The following is a 20,900-nucleotide window of genomic DNA, read 5'->3' as shown; positions in this document are numbered from 1 at the left end:
AATTTAATATTGTTTTATAATATTTAAAATTTTTACATATTTTATTAAATGTGAATAAGTGACAATAAATTATTAACAATTAGAGTTAATAATGAAAAAGTTAAAATGTTAATTAGGGAAAAATTAATGGCATTAAATATTCAAAAAAAACAAAAGATTATCGATGAAATACATAAAATTGCTAAATTAGCCACATCATTAATACTTGCAGAAGTTCAAAATATTTCAGTAAATAATATTACTCAATTAAGGAAATCAGCTTTAAAATCTGAAGTAAAAATTAACATTGTTAAAAATACATTATTCAAATTAGCTATTCGTAATACACCTTTTGAATGTCTTGTAAATGATATCAAAGGTCCTAATTTAGTTGCTTTTTCTATGAATCATCCAGGTAGTGCAGCGAAATTGTTACAAGTATTTAAAAAAAAACATGTAAATTGTAAAATAAAAATAGGAGTTTTTGAAAAAAAAATATTATCAAAATCAGCAATAAATGAACTTTCAAATATGCCGACATATGAAGAAGTACTTATACATATGATTGTGTTATTACGAGAAATAACAGTAGCTAAATTAATACGTGCATTAAGAGCTGTACAACATAAAAAATCAATTATAAATATTTAATTTAATTTATAATAAATCCAACGATTAAAAAAATCGTATTACTTCTAATTGTCGTTAGGACTATTAATCATGTCTATTTCTAAAGAACAAATTATAGAAACTATTTCAAAAATGTCTGTTAATAACATTATCGAATTAATTTCTGATATAGAAAAAAAATTCAATGTATCTGCTACAATGCCAGTATCTTCTACAAATGTTGCGTCTGATCAAACTAAAATAGAAAAAACAGAATTTGATGTTTTCTTAAAAACTATTGGTCCAAACAAAATATCAGTTATTAAAGCTATTAGAAGTACAACTAGTTTAGGATTAAAAGAATCTAAAGACCTAGTAGAATCTGCTCCTATCCTTATAAAAGAACATATTAGTAAAGAAGAAGCTAATATTTTAAAAAAAACAATAGAAGCATCTGGTGCTGAAGTTGAAATTAAATAATTTTATTTATTTTAACATAATGTACGTATAAGATGTTTAGTCACTGGTGATTTAATATCACCAGTTTTTATATTAAAGGTTTCATTAATTAAATAGATAGAATTAATTATTATAATTATTGAAAATATATTTCATACTTTTAATAAATATTTGCAATCATAATAAAAAAATCTTAAAAAATTTTTATAAATTAATTAATAACTATCTAACTATTAAGGAATATTATGGCCTATTCCTATACTGAAAAAAAAAGAATTCGTAAAGATTTTGGTAAGCGACCTCAAGTTTTAGATATACCTTATCTTCTTTCTATTCAACTTGATTCGTTTAAACAATTTATAACAAAAGAAAATAGAGGAAAATGTGGATTAGAAGCAGCTTTTCATTCTATTTTTCCTATTTGTAGTTACAACGGGAATGCAGAATTACAATATTTAAATTATCGATTAGGTAATTCTATTTTTGATGTTAAAGAATGTCAAATTCGAGGTAGTACATTTTCTGCACCATTACGAGTAAAACTACGTTTAGTTGTATATGATAAAGAAACATCAGAACCTACTGTCAAGTATATTAAGGAACAAGAAGTATATATGGGTGAAATTCCTCTTATGACTGATAACGGTACTTTTATTATTAATGGTACTGAAAGAGTGGTCGTTTCACAATTACACCGAAGTCCTGGAGTATTTTTTGATAGTGACAAAGGTAAAACGCATTCTTCTGGAAAGATATTATATAACGCTCGTATAATTCCATATAGAGGATCATGGTTGGATTTTGAATTTGATCCAAAAGATCATCTATTTATGAGGATAGATAGAAGACGTAAACTTCCAGCAACAATTATGTTACGTGCGTTAAATTACAGTACAGAAGAAATTTTAGATATATTTTTTAAAAAAACAATTTATAGAATATTAAATAATAATATTTTCCTAGAATTAATTCCAGATAGGTTACGCGGAGAAGTAGCATTATTTGATATACAATCACAAAATACTATTTTTATTAAAAAAGGTCAAAGGATAACAGCTAAACATATCCAAGAATTAAAAATTAATAATGTATGTCTGATTAAAATACCTGAAGAATGTATTATAGGAAAAATAGTAGTTATAGATTATGTGTGTCCAAATAATAAAGAAAAAATTTTACCAGCTAATTCTAAATTATCTATTGATAGTATAGATAAAATAAAAAAAGCTGGGTTCGAATGTATAAAAACTCTATTTACTAATGATTTAGATCATGGACCTTATATTTCTGAGACATTAAATATAGATTCTACAATAGATCGTACTAGTGCGTTGGTAGAAATATATCGCATGATGAGGCCTGGGGAACCTCCTACTCTTGAAGCTGCAGAGCATTTATTCGAAAACTTATTTTTTATCGAAGATAGATATGATTTATCTCCGGTAGGAAGAATGAAATTCAATTATTCTTTAAATCAAAAAATATCTGAAGGTTCTTCTATTTTAAATAAATTTGATATTATTAATGTTATTAAAAAACTAATTGATATTAGAAATGGAAAAGGAAAAATAGATGATATTGATCATTTAGGTAATCGTAGAATTAGATCTGTTGGAGAAATGGCAGAAAATCAATTTAGAATTGGATTAATAAGAGTAGAACGAGCAGTTAAAGAGCGTTTGTCTTTAGGTGATATAGAAAATTTAGTTCCTCAAGATATTATTAATGCAAAACCTATTTCTGCAGCTGTAAAAGAATTTTTTGGATCTAGTCAATTATCGCAATTTATGGATCAAAATAATCCATTATCTGAAATTACTCACAAAAGAAGAATTTCAGCTTTAGGAATTGGAGGTTTAACTAGGGAGAGAGCTGGTTTTGAAGTTAGAGATGTACATCCTACACATTATGGTCGAGTATGCCCAATAGAGACTCCAGAAGGTCCCAATATTGGTTTAATTAACTCTCTATCTGTATATGCTCGTACTAATATATATGGATTTTTAGAAACTCCTTATAGAAAGGTATGCAATAAGTTAGTGACTAATAAAATACATTACTTATCTGCAATTGAAGAAGGCAATTACGTAATTGCTCAAGCTAATACAAATTTAGATAAAAATAATTTTTTTATTGATGAGTTAATTACTTGTAGAAATAAAGGTGAATCAGGTTTATTTACTGCTGAGCATATTGATTACATGGATGTATCTACTCAACAAATAGTTTCTGTAGGTGCATCGTTAATTCCATTTTTAGAGCATGATGATGCGAACAGAGCTTTAATGGGCGCTAATATGCAAAGACAAGCGGTTCCTACAATTAAACCTGATAAACCGTTAGTAGGAACTGGAGTAGAAAGAGTTGTTGCTGTTGATTCTGGAGTAACAGTGATAGCGAAAAGAGGAGGTATTGTTCAATATATTGATGCTTCCAGGATTGTAATAAAAGTATTCAGTCAAGAAACACAATCAGGTGAATCTGGGATTGATATTTATAATCTAACTAAATATACAAGATCTAATCAAAATACCTGTATTAATCAAACACCTTGCATTTCTATACACGATATAGTCCATGTTGGTGATGTATTAGCGGATGGACCCTCAACTGATTTAGGTGAATTAGCTCTAGGACAAAATATGCGTGTAGCTTTTATGCCCTGGAATGGATATAATTTTGAAGATTCTATTTTAATTTCTGAAAAAATTGTTCAAGAAGATAGATTTACTACTATTCATATTCAAGAACTTTCGTGTATATCTAGAGATACTAAATTAGGTCCTGAGGAAATTACTGCCGACATACCTAATGTAGGTGAATCTGCATTATCTAAATTGGATGCTTCTGGTATTGTTTATGTAGGTGCAGAAGTAAAAGGTGGTGATATTCTAATAGGAAAAGTTACCCCTAAAGGAGAAACTCAATTAACTCCAGAAGAAAAGTTGTTACGTGCTATTTTTGGAGAAAAAGCATCTGATGTAAAAGATTCTTCGTTAAGGGTGCCAAACGGAACTTCAGGAACTATTATTGACGTACAAATATTTACAAGAGATGGAATTAAAAAAGATAAGAGAGCATTAGAAATAGAGCATATGCAATTGCAAAAAATTAAAAATGATTTAATAGAAGAACGTAATATTTTTGAAAATAATATTTTTGATCAAATATATCATATTTTAATTACTAATGGAATTTCAAAAGATAAATTATTAATTTTGCCACGTAATCAATGGTTTAAAATAAAATTAATACAAATTAAAACACAAAAAAAAATAGAACGGTTATCGCAGCAACTCAATATTCTTTATAAAAAGTTTGAAAGTACATTAGAAAAAAAACGCAAAAAAATAATGAAAGGAGATGATTTAGCTCCAGGTGTTTTAAAAATTGTTAAAGTATATTTAGCTGTAAAACGACAAGTGCAAACCGGAGATAAAATGGCTGGACGTCATGGAAATAAAGGAGTGATTTCTAAAATAAATCCTGTTGAAGACATGCCTTACGATGAAAAAGGTATACCTATAGATATAGTGTTAAATCCATTAGGTGTTCCATCTAGAATGAATATTGGACAAATTTTAGAAACACATTTAGGTATGGCTGCTAAAGGTATTGGGGAAATTATTGATACAATGTTAAAAGAACAAAAAAAGATATCTGAGTTACGGTCTTTTATTCAAAAAGTTTTTAATATCGGAGATAGCACGCGCCAAAAAGTTAATGTAAATTGTTTATCAGATCAAGAGATATATACTTTAGCTCACAATTATAGAAAAGGTATTCCAGTAGCAAGCCCGGTGTTTGATGGTGCTAAAGAAAACGAAATTAAAGAAATGCTTAAGCTTGCTAATTTGTCTACTTCTGGACAAATTACATTATTTGATGGACGGACTGGAGAAAAATTTGAAAGACCTGTAACTGTTGGTTATATGTACATGTTAAAATTAAATCATCTTGTAGATGATAAAATGCATGCTAGATCTACTGGATCTTATAGTTTAGTTACACAGCAACCATTAGGAGGTAAAGCTCAATTCGGAGGCCAAAGATTTGGTGAAATGGAAGTTTGGGCTTTAGAAGCATATGGTGCTTCTTATACTTTACAAGAAATGCTTACTGTAAAATCTGATGATGTAAGTGGACGAACTAAAATGTATAAAAATATCGTTGATGGAAATTATAAAATGCATCCTGGAATGCCAGAATCATTTAACGTATTATTAAAAGAAATACGTTCGTTAGGAATTAACATTGAATTAGAAGATGAATAAAGGTATCAAAGTTCTTAATATAGTTCAATTAATTTCAAAATGTTATGTTCTATTAATTTTTTATAGAATTATTTTTTTACTAATTATTATGTGATTAAACAGGGGTTAATCTATGAAAGATTTACTCAAATTTTTAAAAGGACAAAAAAAAACTGAAGAATTTAATTCTATCAAAATTTCGTTAGCTTCACCAGATGTTATTCGTTCATGGTCTTTTGGAGAAGTTAAAAAACCAGAAACTATTAATTATCGAACTTTTAAACCGGAACGAGATGGTTTGTTTTGCGCGCGAATTTTTGGTCCTATTAAAGATTATGAATGTTTGTGTGGAAAATATAAAAGGCTAAAACATAGAGGAGTAATTTGTGAAAAATGTGGAGTAGAAGTTACTCAAAGTAAAGTTAGAAGAAATAGAATGGGACATATAGAACTAGCTTCTCCAACCGCTCATATTTGGTTTTTAAAATCATTACCTTCTAGAATTGGATTATTATTAGATTTACCATTGAAAGATATAGAAAGGGTGCTTTATTTTGAATCTTATATAGTTGTTGAAGAAGGATTAACAACTCTTGAAAAAGGACAGATTCTTTCAGAGGAGCAATACATAAATTCTTTAGAAGAATTTGGAGATGAATTTGATGCATGTATGGGGGCTGAAGCAATACAAAAATTATTAAAAAATATAGATTTAAAACAGAAATGTGCAGAATTAAGATTATCTTTAAATGAAACGCACTCTGATACAAAATCTAAAAAATTAACAAAACGTATTAAGTTGATGGAATCTTTCATTCAATCTAAAAATAAACCAGAATGGATGATTCTTACAGTATTGCCTATTCTTCCACCTGATTTAAGACCACTGGTACCATTAGATGGAGGAAGGTTTGCTACATCTGATTTAAATGATTTATATCGTAGAGTAATTAACAGAAATAATCGTCTTAAACGTTTACTAGAGTTATCAGCACCAGATATTATTGTAAAGAATGAAAAAAGAATGTTACAAGAAGCAGTAGATGCATTATTAGATAATGGAAGACGAGGTAAAGCAATAACTGGGTCAAATAAAAGACCATTAAAATCATTAGCTGATATGATTAAAGGTAAACAAGGAAGATTTCGACAAAATTTGTTAGGTAAAAGAGTAGATTATTCAGGAAGGTCAGTGATCACTGTCGGTCCTTACTTAAGATTACATCAATGTGGATTGCCTAAAAAAATGGCTTTAGAATTATTTAAACCATTTATATATGGAAAGTTAGAGTTACGTAATTTAGCAACTACGATTAAAGCTGCTAAAAAAATGGTGGAAAGAGAAGAACCTATAGTATGGGATATTTTAGATGAAGTTATTAAAGAATATTTAGTATTACTTAATAGGGCTCCTACTTTACATAGACTTGGTATTCAAGCTTTTGAACCTATCTTAATAGAAGGAAAAGCTATACAATTACATCCATTGGTATGTGCGTCATATAATGCAGATTTTGATGGAGATCAAATGGCTGTACATGTACCATTAACTATAGAGGCACAAAAAGAAGCTCGTACTTTAATGATGTCAACGAATAATATTTTATCACCAGCTAATGGTGAACCAATAATTGTGCCTTCGCAAGATGTTGTATTGGGTTTATATTATATGACTCGTAAAAAAATTAATGGAAAAGGGGAAGGAATGTTTCTTTCTGGGCCAGAGGAAGCAGAACAAATCTATCAACTAAGTATAGCTGAATTGCATACAATAGTAAAAGTAAAAATTACTGAATATACTAAGAATAAAGATGATTCTTTTACAAAAAATACAAAAATCGTTGATACTACTATTGGAAGAGCTATTCTTTGGATGATAGTTCCCAAAGGGATTCCATTTTCAACAGTAAACAAAACATTAATAAAAACATCAATATCAAAAATGTTGAACATTTGTTATCGAATTTTAGGAATTAAAAAAACAGTTAACTTTGCAGATCAAATAATGTATACAGGTTTTAAATATGCTGCACGTTCTGGAACTTCTGTAGGTATTGATGACATGGTTATACCTACTTGCAAATCAGATTTAATTTTAGATGCTGAAACAGAAGTTGCAGAAATTCAAGAACAATTTCAATCAGGATTAGTTACATCAGGTGAAAGATATAATAAAGTTATTGACATATGGGCAGCGGCTAATGAAAAAATAGCTAAAGCTATGATGGAAAATTTATCTGTAGAGTTTGTACACAATGCTGCTGGTGATTTAAAAAAACAAATTTCTTTTAATAGTATATTTATGATGGCAGATTCTGGAGCAAGGGGGTCAGCTGCACAAATACGACAGTTAGCGGGAATGAGAGGGCTCATGGCTAAACCTGATGGATCAATTATTGAAACTCCCATAATTGCTAATTTCAGAGAAGGTTTAAATGTATTACAATATTTTATTTCTACACATGGAGCAAGAAAAGGATTAGCAGATACGGCTTTAAAAACAGCTAATTCTGGTTACTTAACACGTCGATTAGTTGATGTTGCACAAGATTTAGTAGTAACTGAAGATGATTGTAATTCTTTTGAAGGTATTAATATGAAGCCATTAATAGACGGGGGCGAAGTAAAGGAAGCATTAAGAGAAAGAGTACTAGGAAGAGTTGTCGCTAATAACATATTAAAACCACATTCATCTGAAATATTAATTCGAAGAAATGTTATTATTGAAGAAAAACATTGTAGTCTTTTAGAAATGTATTCTATTGATAACATCAAGGTTAGATCTATTGTTAATTGCCAGACTGATTTTGGAGTATGTGTTTATTGCTATGGAATTGATTTATCTAGAGGTAATCTTGTAAAAAAAGGAGAATCTATTGGTGTTATCGCTGCTCAATCTATTGGTGAACCGGGCACTCAATTAACTATGCGTACATTTCACATTGGAGGAGCTGCTTCTAAAATAGCTACAGAATCAAATGTGCAAATAAAAAATAATGGTGTGATTAAAATTAATAATATTCGATCAGTAAGAAATTTCGAAGGAAATATTGTAATTATTTCTAGAAATGTAGAATTAAATGTTGTTGATACTCTTGGTAGAATTCAAGAAAGTTATAAAGTACCTTATGGTTCGATCATGAAAAAAGTTGACGGAGACAAAGTTATTTCTGGAGAAATTATTGCAACTTGGGACCCCCATACTATACCAGTTATTACAGAAGTAAATGGTTATATAAAATTTTTAGATATGATTGATGGACAAAGTATTACTAAACAAACCGATGATTTGACAGGTTTAACTTCTATTGTAATACTAGAAACATCCGAACGTACTGGTACAGGAAAAGATTTAAGGCCTGCTTTAAAAATAGTTGATTCAAGAGGTAATGATGTACTTATTCCTGGGACTGATGTTTCAGTACAATATTTTTTACCTGGAAAAACTATTGTTCAATTGAATGATTCATCTAAAATTCACTCAGGTGATACATTAGCTAGGATACCTCAAGAATTAAGTGGTACTAAAGATATTACAGGGGGGTTACCTAGAGTAGCTGATTTATTTGAAGCTAGGCGTTCTAAAGAACTAGCAATTTTAGCAGAAATTAGTGGTTTAATTTCTTTTGGAAAAGAAACTAAAGGTAAAAGAAGATTAATTATTACTCCGAATAACAATGCAAAAATTTATGAAGAGATGATTCCTAAGTGGAGGCAAATTAATGTATTTGAAGGTGAACAAGTAGAAAAAGGAGATGTAATATCTGATGGTCCAGAATCTCCTCATGATATTTTAAGATTGAGAGGTGTAGAAGCTGTTACTAAATATATTATTAATGAAGTACAAGACGTATATAAATTACAAGGTGTTAAAATTAACGATAAGCATATTGAAGTTATTGTACGACAAATGTTAAGAAAGGTAACTATTAAACATTCGGGAGATTCTAAATTTATTCATGGTGAACAAGTAGAGTATTCTAGAGTAAAGGTAGAAAATGAAAAATTGAAATCTAAAGGAAAAAAAATAGCTTATTTTTCTAGAGATTTATTAGGTATTACTAAAGCTTCGCTTGCGACAGAATCATTTATTTCAGCAGCATCATTTCAAGAAACTACTAGAGTTTTAACTGAAGCTGCTGTAGGTGGTAAAAAAGATGAATTAAGAGGACTAAAAGAGAATGTAATTGTAGGGCGCCTTATACCTGCAGGTACTGGATATACATATCATAAAGAACGTACAAAAAAGCGTTATAAAAAAAAACATACAACAATTAATAATACAAATAAAACTAGTGTAGAAGAAGCCTCTGCACATTTATCTAAAATGTTAAATTCTAACGATTTATAATTTATATAAATACTAATGCATTTATTATCCAAATTTATAGCAACAGCTATATTATAAAATAGGTAGCTGTTGTTTATTGTATTATTAAATAATAATTTATTTTGTTATTAAATATAGTTTATCATATGTTATATAGGATTTGTAATGCAAAAAATATATAAAATAAAAAATGTTTTAATTAGTGTATACGACAAATCTAATATTATAGAATTTGCTAAAAAACTTACACAAAATGATGTATCGTTATTTTCTACTGGAGGAACTTCTAAGAAATTGAGAATGTCAGGAATAAAAGTGACAGAATTATCTGATTTAGTTAATTTTCCAGAAATAATGAATGGTCGTATAAAAACTTTACATCCTAAAATTTATGCTGGTATTTTAGGTAATTCTAATATTGACAGCAAGTTATTTTATGGTCAGGATATAATTTTTTTTGATATGGTAGTAGTAAATTTTTACCCTTTTCAAAAAATGTTGACAAATAAAAATTTTAAAATTGAAAAAATGCTTGAATATATTGATATAGGTGGTCCTTCAATTATACGGGCAGCTATAAAAAATTATAATAATATTGTTACAATTGTACATCCTTCTGACTATAATACAATATTAAAATATATAGATAAAAGTAATATTACACTAAATACTCGATTAAATTTAGCTATTAAAGCGTTAACATATATATCTAATTATGATAAAGTTATTTTGAAATATTTTAAATCATTGAATGAAAATAATATTATTAAAAATAAAAATTTTCCTGAATTGTTACATACATATTATGTCAAAAAACAACAATTGATATATGGAGAAAATCAACACCAAAAATCTTGTTTATATGTAAGACATCCTATATTACGAGGAAGTATTAGTAGTTCATTTCAGGCGCAAGGAAAAACTTTATCCTTTAATAATATATTAGATGCTGACACTGCATTAGAATGTGTAAAAGAATTCAAAGAACCTACTTGTGTTATTGTGAAACATGGTAATCCATGTAGTGTATCAACTGAAGAATCAATATTTCAAGCATATCAATCTGCTTATGAAGCAGATTCTATATCAGCTTTTGGAGGGGTTATCGCATTTAATAATCCTATAGATATAAATATAGCTAATATGATTATTGAAAACAGATTTGTAGAAGTTATTGTAACTCTTCCTTATGATTCATCAGTTGAGCGCGTTATGAATCAGAAACCAAATGTAAAAATTTTAATTATTAAAAATTTATATAGTAAATGGAGAGAGTTAAATTTTAAATATGTAAGTGGAGGGATATTATTACAAGAATCTGATCGAAAAACTATTAATATCAATCAATGGAAGTTAGTAAGTACTAAATCTCCTAATAAGCAAGAAATGATAGATATTATTTTTGCTTGGAAAATAGTTAAATTTGTTAAATCAAATGCAATTATATATGTTAAAAATTGTAAAACTATTGCTATTGGGGCTGGACAAATGAGTAGAATTGATGCAACTATTTTAGCTAACATTAAAGCTAAAAATCGAAATCAAGATGTTAACGGAGCAATTTTGGCATCAGATGCTTTTTTACCATTTTCTGATAATGTACATGAAGCTGCTAAATTGGGTATTTCTTGTATCATTCAACCAGGGGGTTCTATACGTGATCAAGAAGTAATTGACACTGCTAATAAATATAATATTGCTATGATTTTTACTACAATTAGACATTTTAGACATTAAAAATTTAATTTTTTTAAGAATTTACTATTTTTTAAATAAATGTTTATATAAAAAAATATATATTTTATAGGGTGTATTATACAAATTTAAATTTAGTTAATTAATTTTAAAATACATTTAAAAATATATTTTAAATAATATATGATGTTTAAGTTTGTAAATATTTAAAAAATGTTTATTTATCTTAATATAAATAGTAAAATTAATTAATTGAATTTAAATAATTAAAATAAATAAACGTTTATACTTTACAAAAAATTGATAAAATATTTAACAATTTTATTATTATTTTATATTCATATATTTAAAACATTAACGATGATTTACTATATATTTTACTTAATAAGTATATATATTTATATATTATATGTATATAAAAAGATACTACTAGCAATAGTGTTAATACTTTAATATTATACGCTATGGTTTGTAGTCTCTATAAAATGTTTATTTTATAATATTCTAATGATTAATATCTACGAATCTTTTAGTTATTGTTAAAAATATTATTTAATTTGTAAATTTTATTTGTATTTTATTATTTGATGTATAGGAAAATGTTTAAATTGTTAAATAAATTTTTAATAAAATTAAATATATCTAAAAAATAATGGATAAAAGTAACAATATAAATTAATATTTTTTATTTAAAACAATATGATATTTATCATAACAATATATAAATGATTAATTCTAACAAAATTATACTGTCTTATTTTATAATAAATTAAGTAAAAAAGATAAACTGCATCCTTTTTACTTAATTTTTTAAAATTATATTTATTGAATTAATTTTCTAATATCTTTTGTTGCTGTAACCATATTCTGTAGTGATTTTTCTACTTCTTTCCATGATCTAGTTTTTAAACCACAATCAGGGTTTACCCATAAACGATTAGGTGAAATATAATGTATAGCAGTTTTTAATAATTTTTTAATGGAATCGACAGTTGGAATATTAGGAGAGTGTATATCATATATTCCTGGTCCGATTTCATTTAAATATCGTGCATCTCTAAAAAATTTTAATAATTTTAAATTGGATCTAGTAGCCTCAAGAGTAATAACATCTACATCTAATTGAATTATAGCATTCATAATATCTTTAAATTCACAATAACACATATGAGTATGTATTTGAGTAGAGTCTTTAACGCTAGCAGCACTTAGACAAAAAGATTTTGTTGCCCAAGATAAATATTTATTCCATTTTGATTTTCTTAAAGGTAATCCTTCTCTTAACGCAGGTTCATCTATTTGAATAATATTTATTCCTGCATTTTCTAGGTCTAATACTTCATCTTTAAGAGCCAATGCAATTTGCATAGCAATTTTAGATTTTGATAAATCTTCTCTAGGGAAAGACCAGCATAATATAGTTACAGGGCCAGTAAGCATACCTTTAACAGGTTTATTCGTTAAAGATTGAGCATATGAAATCCATTTAATGGTAATTGGTTTATTACGACTAATATCTCCAATAATTATAGGAGGCTTAACGCATCTTGATCCATAACTTTGCACCCAACCATTTTTAGTAAAAACAAAACCATCTAAGTGCTCTCCAAAATATTCAACCATATCATTTCTTTCTGGTTCACCGTGCACTAATACATCTAAATCTAAAATTTCTTGTTTTGCAATACAATCTTTAATGTACTTTTTAATACCTTTGTTATACTCGTCAAAGGTGATATAAGAATTTTTAAAATCGGATCTCATTTTTCTTAAATTGATAGTTTGTGGTAATGATCCTATACTGGTAATTGGTAATATAGGTAAATTAAAATATTTTTTTTGAATTTTAGATCGTATAGAAAAGGGGTGTTGACGTTTAAATTCATTAGTTTGTATATTATTAATACGTTCTGTAATATTTTTTTTATGCACTTTTTTAGATGTTTCACGACTATGAAGAGGTTTTACCCAATCTTCTAATAAATTAATGTCGTGATTATTTAAAGATGTTTTTAATAGAAATAATTCATGACATTTTTGTAAAGCGAAAGAAAACCAATTTTTAGTTTCTTGATTTAAATGTTGCTCTAAGTTAACATCAATAGGACAATGTAATAGAGAACAGGAAGAACTAATGTAAATATTTGGACGAATATTAATCATTTTAATTAATTTACGATATAAATGAATTAAATCTGCTCTCCAAATGTTTCTTCCATTAATTACTCCTAAAGATAATAACCAATCATTAGGTATTATTTTATTTATTTGATTTAAATCATAATTTCCAGATACGATATCAATATGAATACCTTGTATAGGTAAATTTAAAATATGATTAAAGTTGTGTTCTACGCTTCCAAAGTAAGTTGTTAAGAGAATATTAACTCCTTGGTTTAAAGAGGTGTAAACATTTTTAAAAGAATCAGCCCAATTGTTTGGTAAATCTAAAGACAAAATTGGTTCATCTATTTGTACCCAATCAATTTTCCTCTTATGTAGTTCTAATATTACATGTTGATATATAGGAATGATTCGATTAATCAGTTCTAGTTTATTAAAGGTTTTTTCTGTAGTTTTTCCTAACCATAAATAACTTATAGGACCTAATAAAACTGGTTTAATTTTATAACCTAATAATAAAGCTTCATCTACCTCATCAATTAATTGAGTCCAAGAATATTCAAAAGAGCAATTATTATTTAATTCAGGTACAATATAATGATAATTAGTGTTAAACCATTTTGTCATTTCAGATGCAGTTGTACTATTTCCAGTAGGAGCCACTCCTCTAGCTATACGAAATAATGTATCTATATCTATAGAACCGTCTATATTTTTATGTCTATTTGGTATATTTCCTAGTAACATGCTTGTATGAAGCACATGATCATACCAAGCAAAATCTCCTACAGGTAATAAATCAATGCCTGCTTCTTTTTGTTGTTTCCAATGTTTATTTCTTAAATATTTTCCAATTGATAATAATTCTAATTTATTAATAGTGCCTGACCAATAATTTTCTTGAAATTTTTTTAATTCACGATTTATTCCTATTCTAGGAAAACCTAATATATGGTTATAAAAAGGCATAATTTAATTATTCCTGTATAAACTTTAGATAAGTTATATTAATGATCAATAATATATTTTATATTATAAAAAATATAAAATATTAATTATTAATTATTAATTATTAATTATTATTGTTATTATTTTTAGTAATAGTTATTTAAAACATATTTGTATTATTAAAAAAAAATTTTTATAATTATTTTTTTTATAAAATGAATAATTCATATAAGTTTTAAATATTATTTAAAATTATAAAATAGTTAAATATATAGGTTTAATGTACAAGTATTAACTAATTAAATAGCTTCATTATATCATATAAGATGCACATTTTTAATATGATTAAATTTTTATTGTTTTTTTTATTATAAAAATAATTATTTTAATCAATATTTGGATACAATGATATAAAATATTTAAAAAGAATACTTATACGTTTATTTTAGATAAAATTTATTGATGTAAAATTTATAATTAATTAGTAAGTACAATAATTACAGATTATTATATAAGTAATAATTAAATGATGTATTATTTTTAATAATTTATTAATATACTTTATCAGGATATAATTATTAATGTTGTTACTTAAATATTATTAGATAAATTTTTTTGTGTAATGTTTTAAACATTATAATGATTGTAATACTTTTATATATTAAAATTTAATTAGGCATTCGGCAAAATTTAATTAAATGTTTAGTTTTATAATTTAAGTTATATTCTAAATAAAAAATATTTTTCATATTAATTATTTTTTTAAATAAAATAAAATAAATATTTTTTTAACTTTTTTTGAATACAAATTTAAAATTGTTCTTATTTTTATTCTGGTTGTCAGAGAAAATTGTAATTATTACTTAATAACTAAATATATGTTGATAAATATCACATATGAATTAAATACTAATTATATATGTTTTTAATGTTTATCAATTGTAGTTAAAATTAAATATTTACTATTATAACTATGATATTTACTTAAATAAAATTATTTATTGATAAATGTAAACGGTGCTATTGATATTATTAAAGTATTAAAAATATTTTTTTATTTTTAATACTAAAGCTTTGCTTTTTGTAAAATGTGTATAAATAATAACTAATTTTCTATAGCTATTTTTAATTTTTTCATAGCATTTTTTTCTAATTGTCTAACTCTCTCTGCTGAAATGCCATATTTTTTAGCTATAGTTTTTAAAGTTGTTTTATTTTTATTTTTATATAACCATCTATCTTGAATTATGTTTCGACTTCTATTATCTAATACAGATAAAGCATTATTTAATTTATTAGTGGTATATATATTCCAATTATAATCTTCTATATTTTGAGCAAAATTTGATTTTTTATCTGAAAAATATGGATAAAACATTTTACATTGATTATACAACAAATCTTCTTCGGAAATAAAGTTACAATTTATATCTTGAGTTGACATACGAGATTCCATTTCTCTAACATCTTTACAAGTAACTCCTAACTCTTTAGCTACTGTTTCTACTTCAGATATATTAAACCAACCTATTTTTTTTTTAATTTTTCTTAAATTAAAAAATAATTTACGTTGTGATTTAGTAGTAGCTACTCTAACTATTCTCCAATTTTTGAGAACGTATTCATGTATTTCAGATTTGATCCAATGAATTGCAAAAGAAACTAATCGAACTCCTATTTTAGGATTAAATCTATGAACTGCTTTCATCAAACCTATATTACCTTCTTGAATTAAATCAGATTGTAATAATCCGTAACCTGAATAGTGACGAGAAATACGAACTACAAATCTTAAATGAGACAAAATTAAGGTTTTAGCTGAATTAATATGTCTATAATAGAACCATGAATTAGCTAAAATCTTTTCTTTTTCTGCAGATAATATTGGCCACGCGTTAGTTGCTCTAATATAAGCATCTAGATTACCTAAAGTGTTTGTAGACAAAGTTTTAGTTTTACTAACCATTTTTATCCTTATAATATTTAAATATTATTTTTTTTTAAAAAAAAATAACAATGATTATTTATATATATTTAATATCTAAATTATATAAAAAAACGTAAATTATTTACTAAAAATTTTTTAATTTATACTTAAAGAAATAAAAGTACCATATACTTTAAAAATTTTAAACAAGTAATTACTATTGAATGATAATATTTTTTATTATTAAGAAATAAAAAAAATTATTACTGAGTAATTATTATAATATAACATAAAGAATGTTTTGATTTTTTTTAAAAATTATTTAATATGGTTGTTTAAAAAAAGGGCATCTACAAATTCAGTACTACTAAAGTTGTATAAATCATGTTTTTTTTCTCCAACACCAATGTATCGAATGGGTATAGAAAACATATCAGCTATTGCAAATAATATACCGCCTTTAGCTGTTCCATCTAATTTTGTAATTACAATTCCAGTAATTTTTAAAAATTTATTAAATAATTTAATTTGACGTATCACATTTTGACCACTAGATCCATCAATAACTAGCATAATTTCATGAGGTCCCGTTGCATTTAGTTTTTTTGTTACTTTTACAATTTTCTTCAATTCATTCATCAAAGGTTCTTTATTTTGTAATCGACCTGAAGTATCTGCTATTACTATATCAATTTTTTTTGATTGTGCAGACTGTATTGTATCAAAAATTACAGATGCTGGGTCAGCTCCAAAATGTTGGGTAACTACAGGTACTTTAGTATCTTTTCCCCATAAACAAAGTTGTTCTATAGCTCCAGCTCTAAATGTATCACCAGCAGCTAACATTACAGATTTTCCCTCTTCTTTATATTTCATAGCTAATTTGCCAATGGTAGTTGTTTTTCCTGCGCCATTAACACCTACTACTAATATAATAAAAGGATTATATGTATTTATTTGTAAAGGAATTTCAACTGTTTTTAAAAATTTATACATCTTTTTTTTTAACATTAAATATATTGGGTTAATTTCTTGTATATTATTGCAATATACTTCTTTTGTTAAATATTGCATAATTTTAGTAGTAGTGTGTATACCTACATCAGAAGTTAGTAATAATTCTTCAATTGTTTCAAACACACTATGGTCTATTTTTTTTTTAGAAAAAATATAATTAATACCGAAATTGATAATTTTTCTTGTTTTAGATAATTGTACCTTTAATTTATTAAAAAAATTTTTTTTATTTATGTTATTATACTGTAATTTATCTAAGTTTTGTACTTGCGTAAATGTTTTTTTGTCATTTATCTTTGAATTATTTTCAAAATTATTTGCATTAGCATGATTTATTAATTGATCATTTAACTTTTGTGTAGTAATTTTAGAACGGTCTTTGTTATTTTTGTTTTTTGATTTAAATATAGAAAATAAACTTAATTTTTTAAAATTAGACATTCTTATGTTATCCTGTAATATGCAATTTAAGAATATTTGTAGTATTTAAAATACTTATTTTTATATTCTACTCTTTTTTTGATCTACAATATATATATATTAAATGATATGAAGAACAAAATTTTTAAAAACAATAAAATTAAAATTATAGCTGGAATTTTAAAATCTCAAGTTATTAAAATACAACAAAATTGTTTATTAAAACCAACAAAAAATATTGTTAAAGAAACATTGTTTAATTGGATATCTAATAATATTAAAAATTCTAAATGTCTTGATTGTTTTGCAGGAAGTGGATCTTTAGGAATAGAAGCTATTTCTAGAAGTGCTAGATTTGTTACTTTTATTGAATCAAATGTTAATATTGTTAAAAAGTTAATTGCAAACTTAATAAGGTTAAATATATATTATAAGGCAAAAGTTATACAAACTAATATACTAGAATGGATACAAAAGAAAGGTCATCCTTATGACATTATTTTTATCGATCCTCCTTTTAATCAAAAAATTGTTAATATTATTATTAATTATTTAGATAAAAATAATTGGACTCATAATTATTCATTGATTTATATAGAGCAACTAAAAAATAAAAAAAAATTACGAGCACCTTTAAATTGGTTTGTCTATAAACAAAAAACATCAGGAAACGTACTTTACTATCTGATTTTAAAAGATGTAAATAAAAATTTAAAGTAATTATCTGAAATATTTATTAAATTTATGATAATAAACATAATAAAAAGTTACTAATAATATAAATGTATTAATAATAAAAAATAATTTATAATAATCAATTATTTAGTAATATTATTATAATGTAATATATTGTTAAGTTAACAATTTAATTCATGTTTATTATATTTTAGGACGTAAATAATTATGGTTTTTAAAACGTTAGTATCCTCTTTTACTACTTTGGATTTGTTTGTTAAAGATCCCCTAAAAGCATTAAGTTTATCAAAAGAAGAGGCATTAGCTATACTTAAAAACGACATCCCAGTTATGTATGTAGTAACTCCTAATTTATTAAAAAAATTATTTGCTATGACAGCTCATTTTAAGAAAAACAATTTTTATTTATCAGAAATTAAACCATTACCTCAAAAAATAAAAGCTAAACAAAATTATTCAAATACAAAATTACAAAATGGAAAATTTTTAATGCATCATAAATGGAAACCAGATTGTGACTTTGTGAGGCAAGCTTCTTTATGGGGAATAAATTTAACTCATTCTGTAGAAAAAGAAGAGTTGGTTTCATTTATCGATTATTGGAAAGCTGAAGGACGTTTTTTTTACCATATTCAATGGCAACAAAAGTTAGCAAGAAATTTAGAACAAAGAAGGAGCTCAAAAATTATTCGGAATAATAGAGATATTAACAAAATCTCTATTCCTGATAATACTATACCAGATGGCTTTAGAGATAAATAATGAAAAATCATGTTAGTTTTTTAAAACGATTACAACAAATTATGCCTAATCATATTAAGCCAAAATTTAATAGTGAAAAAGATCTGATAGCATGGAATCAAGAACAAGGTAGATTATCTTCAAAAGCTATTATTCAAGAAAATAAAACAATGAAAATGCAACGTATTTTAGGTCGCTCAGGTATTCGAGAACTATATATTAATTGTTCATTTGAAAATTATAAAATAGAACACGATGGACATAAAAGAGTAGCAGATGCTGCTAGACGTTATGCTGAAGAATTTAACGGAAATATCGCTAGTTTTATTTTTTCAGGAAGGCCAGGAACTGGCAAAAATCATTTAGCTTCTGCAATCGGTAATTATTTAATTATACATGGGAAAAGTGTACTTATTGTTACGGTAGCAGATTTGATGTCGAATATGAAAGGTACTTTTAACGGAGGAAGTAACGTTACAGAAGAAAATTTGTTAAATAATTTAAGTACTGTAGATTTGTTAATGATTGATGAAATAGGTATGCAAACAGAATCTCGTTACGAAAAGGTTATTATTAATCAAATAGTGGATAGGCGGTCATCATCTAAAAGATCTACTGGAATGTTATCAAATTTAGATCATCAAGGTATGAAGGCTCTTCTTGGAGAAAGAGTTATAGATAGAATGCGTTTAGGGAGTAGTTTATGGTTAACTTTTGAATGGAATAGCTATCGTAAATATATTAAAGGAAACGAATATTAAATTATATTTTTTAAAATTATACATCTTAATTATTTTTTTTAAAAATATCTAATTGTCATTTAAAATGAAAGTTACCGATATTTAAAGTTTTGTTTATTTTTTTTTATTCTTGCAACGTACTGCCCGGAATAAGTGTTAATTTTTAAAAAATCGTTTATTTGAATGAATGATGGTACTTTCAAAATTATTCCTGTGCTTAATTTAACAAATTTGTAACCAGAAGTAATTGAATCACTTTTTGTATTTGGTGCTATGCTAATTACTTGTAATATAACAAAATTGTTTGGTATAATTGAAATTAATTTGTTATTCCATTGAATAGATGAATATTTTTCTCCTTTAATTAGCCATTGAATACAATTATTTAAACTAGTTTTTTTTATAGATAATTGATCAAAATTTTTAGCATGCATAAAATAATATATTTGATGATCATTATATAAATATATAACTATTGTATTAATAATATTAGCAATATTTAATGAGTCTGTTGATTTAAAAGTTTTATCTATGATTTTACCAGTAAGCAATTTTCTTAATTTTGTACGTACAAAGGTTTGACCTTTTCCTGGTTTTACAAAAGTAGTACTTTCTACTAAGTAAGGTTCATTATTAAGAATAATTTTTGATCCATTTTTTAATTTATTAGTGTTAGATATAATCATTTGAATTCTTTCCTATCTGTTGTTTAAATAATAATTGATATATAATATTATAATTAATATTCTTATAAAAGAATGAATATACTTTTATAAGTTTTATTTTTTTAAGATATTATTTTAATTTATAGAAAATTAGAAAACAAAGTATTTCATACAAATTTTTAAAATTGTTAATTTTTTGAGTTTTAAAAAAAGTGAGACATATACATACACATTATCTGATAAATGCTTACTATAAGTAAGTGTTCATCATTTAATGTATTAAATATATTTTTTATT

Annotated in this window: 12 protein-coding genes; 8 read left to right on the top strand and 4 right to left on the bottom strand. The window is 25.4% G+C overall.

Annotation, left to right across the window (positions count from 1 at the left end):
• The first annotated feature begins 126 nt into the window (after nt 1-126).
• The 5 genes from rplJ (at nt 127) to purH (ending at nt 11,367) form a co-directional block, all read left to right on the top strand.
• Entirely contained in the window at nt 127-630 is a 504-nt protein-coding gene (gene rplJ / locus BUCNMO_RS00155) for a 50S ribosomal protein L10 (RefSeq protein WP_160118315.1), read from the top strand.
• Nucleotides 631-699: 69 nt separating this feature from the next.
• Nucleotides 700-1,068 (top strand): 50S ribosomal protein L7/L12, encoded by a 369-nt coding sequence (gene rplL, locus BUCNMO_RS00150; RefSeq protein WP_158344494.1) that lies wholly within the window; start codon nt 700-702, stop codon nt 1,066-1,068.
• A 224-nt stretch (nt 1,069-1,292) separates the two neighbouring features.
• A complete protein-coding gene (gene rpoB / locus BUCNMO_RS00145) occupies nt 1,293-5,321 on the top strand; it encodes a DNA-directed RNA polymerase subunit beta (RefSeq protein WP_158344492.1) in 4,029 nt (1,342 codons plus the stop codon).
• Nucleotides 5,322-5,433: 112 nt separating this feature from the next.
• Nucleotides 5,434-9,651 (top strand): DNA-directed RNA polymerase subunit beta', encoded by a 4,218-nt coding sequence (rpoC, locus tag BUCNMO_RS00140; RefSeq protein ID WP_158344490.1) that lies wholly within the window; start codon nt 5,434-5,436, stop codon nt 9,649-9,651.
• A 144-nt stretch (nt 9,652-9,795) separates the two neighbouring features.
• Complete coding sequence (gene purH / locus BUCNMO_RS00135; RefSeq protein WP_158344488.1) at nt 9,796-11,367, top strand: bifunctional phosphoribosylaminoimidazolecarboxamide formyltransferase/IMP cyclohydrolase; 1,572 nt, start codon at nt 9,796-9,798, stop codon at nt 11,365-11,367.
• Nucleotides 11,368-12,147: 780 nt separating this feature from the next.
• On the opposite strand, the gene metE is transcribed toward purH, so the two are convergent.
• The 3 genes from metE to ftsY all read right to left on the bottom strand — a co-directional run bounded on the left by metE (nt 12,148) and on the right by ftsY (nt 17,782).
• Nucleotides 12,148-14,418 (bottom strand): 5-methyltetrahydropteroyltriglutamate--homocysteine S-methyltransferase, encoded by a 2,271-nt coding sequence (gene metE / locus BUCNMO_RS00130; protein ID WP_158344486.1) that lies wholly within the window; start codon nt 14,416-14,418, stop codon nt 12,148-12,150.
• Between the two features lie 1,084 nt (nt 14,419-15,502).
• Complete coding sequence (rpoH, locus tag BUCNMO_RS00125; protein WP_158344484.1) at nt 15,503-16,363, bottom strand: RNA polymerase sigma factor RpoH; 861 nt, start codon at nt 16,361-16,363, stop codon at nt 15,503-15,505.
• A 279-nt stretch (nt 16,364-16,642) separates the two neighbouring features.
• Entirely contained in the window at nt 16,643-17,782 is a 1,140-nt protein-coding gene (gene ftsY / locus BUCNMO_RS00120; protein WP_158344482.1) for a signal recognition particle-docking protein FtsY, read from the bottom strand.
• Between the two features lie 108 nt (nt 17,783-17,890).
• Between ftsY and rsmD the strand changes: the two genes are divergently transcribed.
• From rsmD to dnaC, 3 genes are all read left to right on the top strand, one after another.
• Nucleotides 17,891-18,481: a 16S rRNA (guanine(966)-N(2))-methyltransferase RsmD gene (rsmD, locus tag BUCNMO_RS00115; protein WP_158344480.1), complete on the top strand. Its 591-nt coding sequence runs from the start codon at nt 17,891-17,893 to the stop codon at nt 18,479-18,481.
• A gap of 183 nt (nt 18,482-18,664) precedes the next feature.
• On the top strand, nt 18,665-19,219 hold the full coding sequence (gene dnaT / locus BUCNMO_RS00110; RefSeq protein WP_158344478.1) for a primosomal protein DnaT: 555 nt from the start codon (nt 18,665-18,667) through the stop codon (nt 19,217-19,219).
• Entirely contained in the window at nt 19,219-19,959 is a 741-nt protein-coding gene (gene dnaC, locus BUCNMO_RS00105) for a DNA replication protein DnaC (protein ID WP_158344476.1), read from the top strand. Before dnaT ends, dnaC begins: the two co-directional genes overlap by 1 nt.
• Nucleotides 19,960-20,030: 71 nt before the next feature.
• Here dnaC and efp read toward each other — a convergent pair whose 3' ends face one another.
• Nucleotides 20,031-20,624, bottom strand: a complete 594-nt coding sequence (gene efp / locus BUCNMO_RS00100; protein ID WP_158344475.1) for an elongation factor P — start codon at nt 20,622-20,624, stop codon at nt 20,031-20,033.
• Nucleotides 20,625-20,900 lie beyond the last annotated feature (276 nt).

The sequence above is a fragment of the Buchnera aphidicola (Nipponaphis monzeni) genome (genome assembly GCF_006741185.1).
Lineage (GTDB): Bacteria > Pseudomonadota > Gammaproteobacteria > Enterobacterales > Enterobacteriaceae > Buchnera_H > Buchnera_H aphidicola_T.
This window is presented reverse-complemented; position numbering and strand designations above follow the sequence as displayed.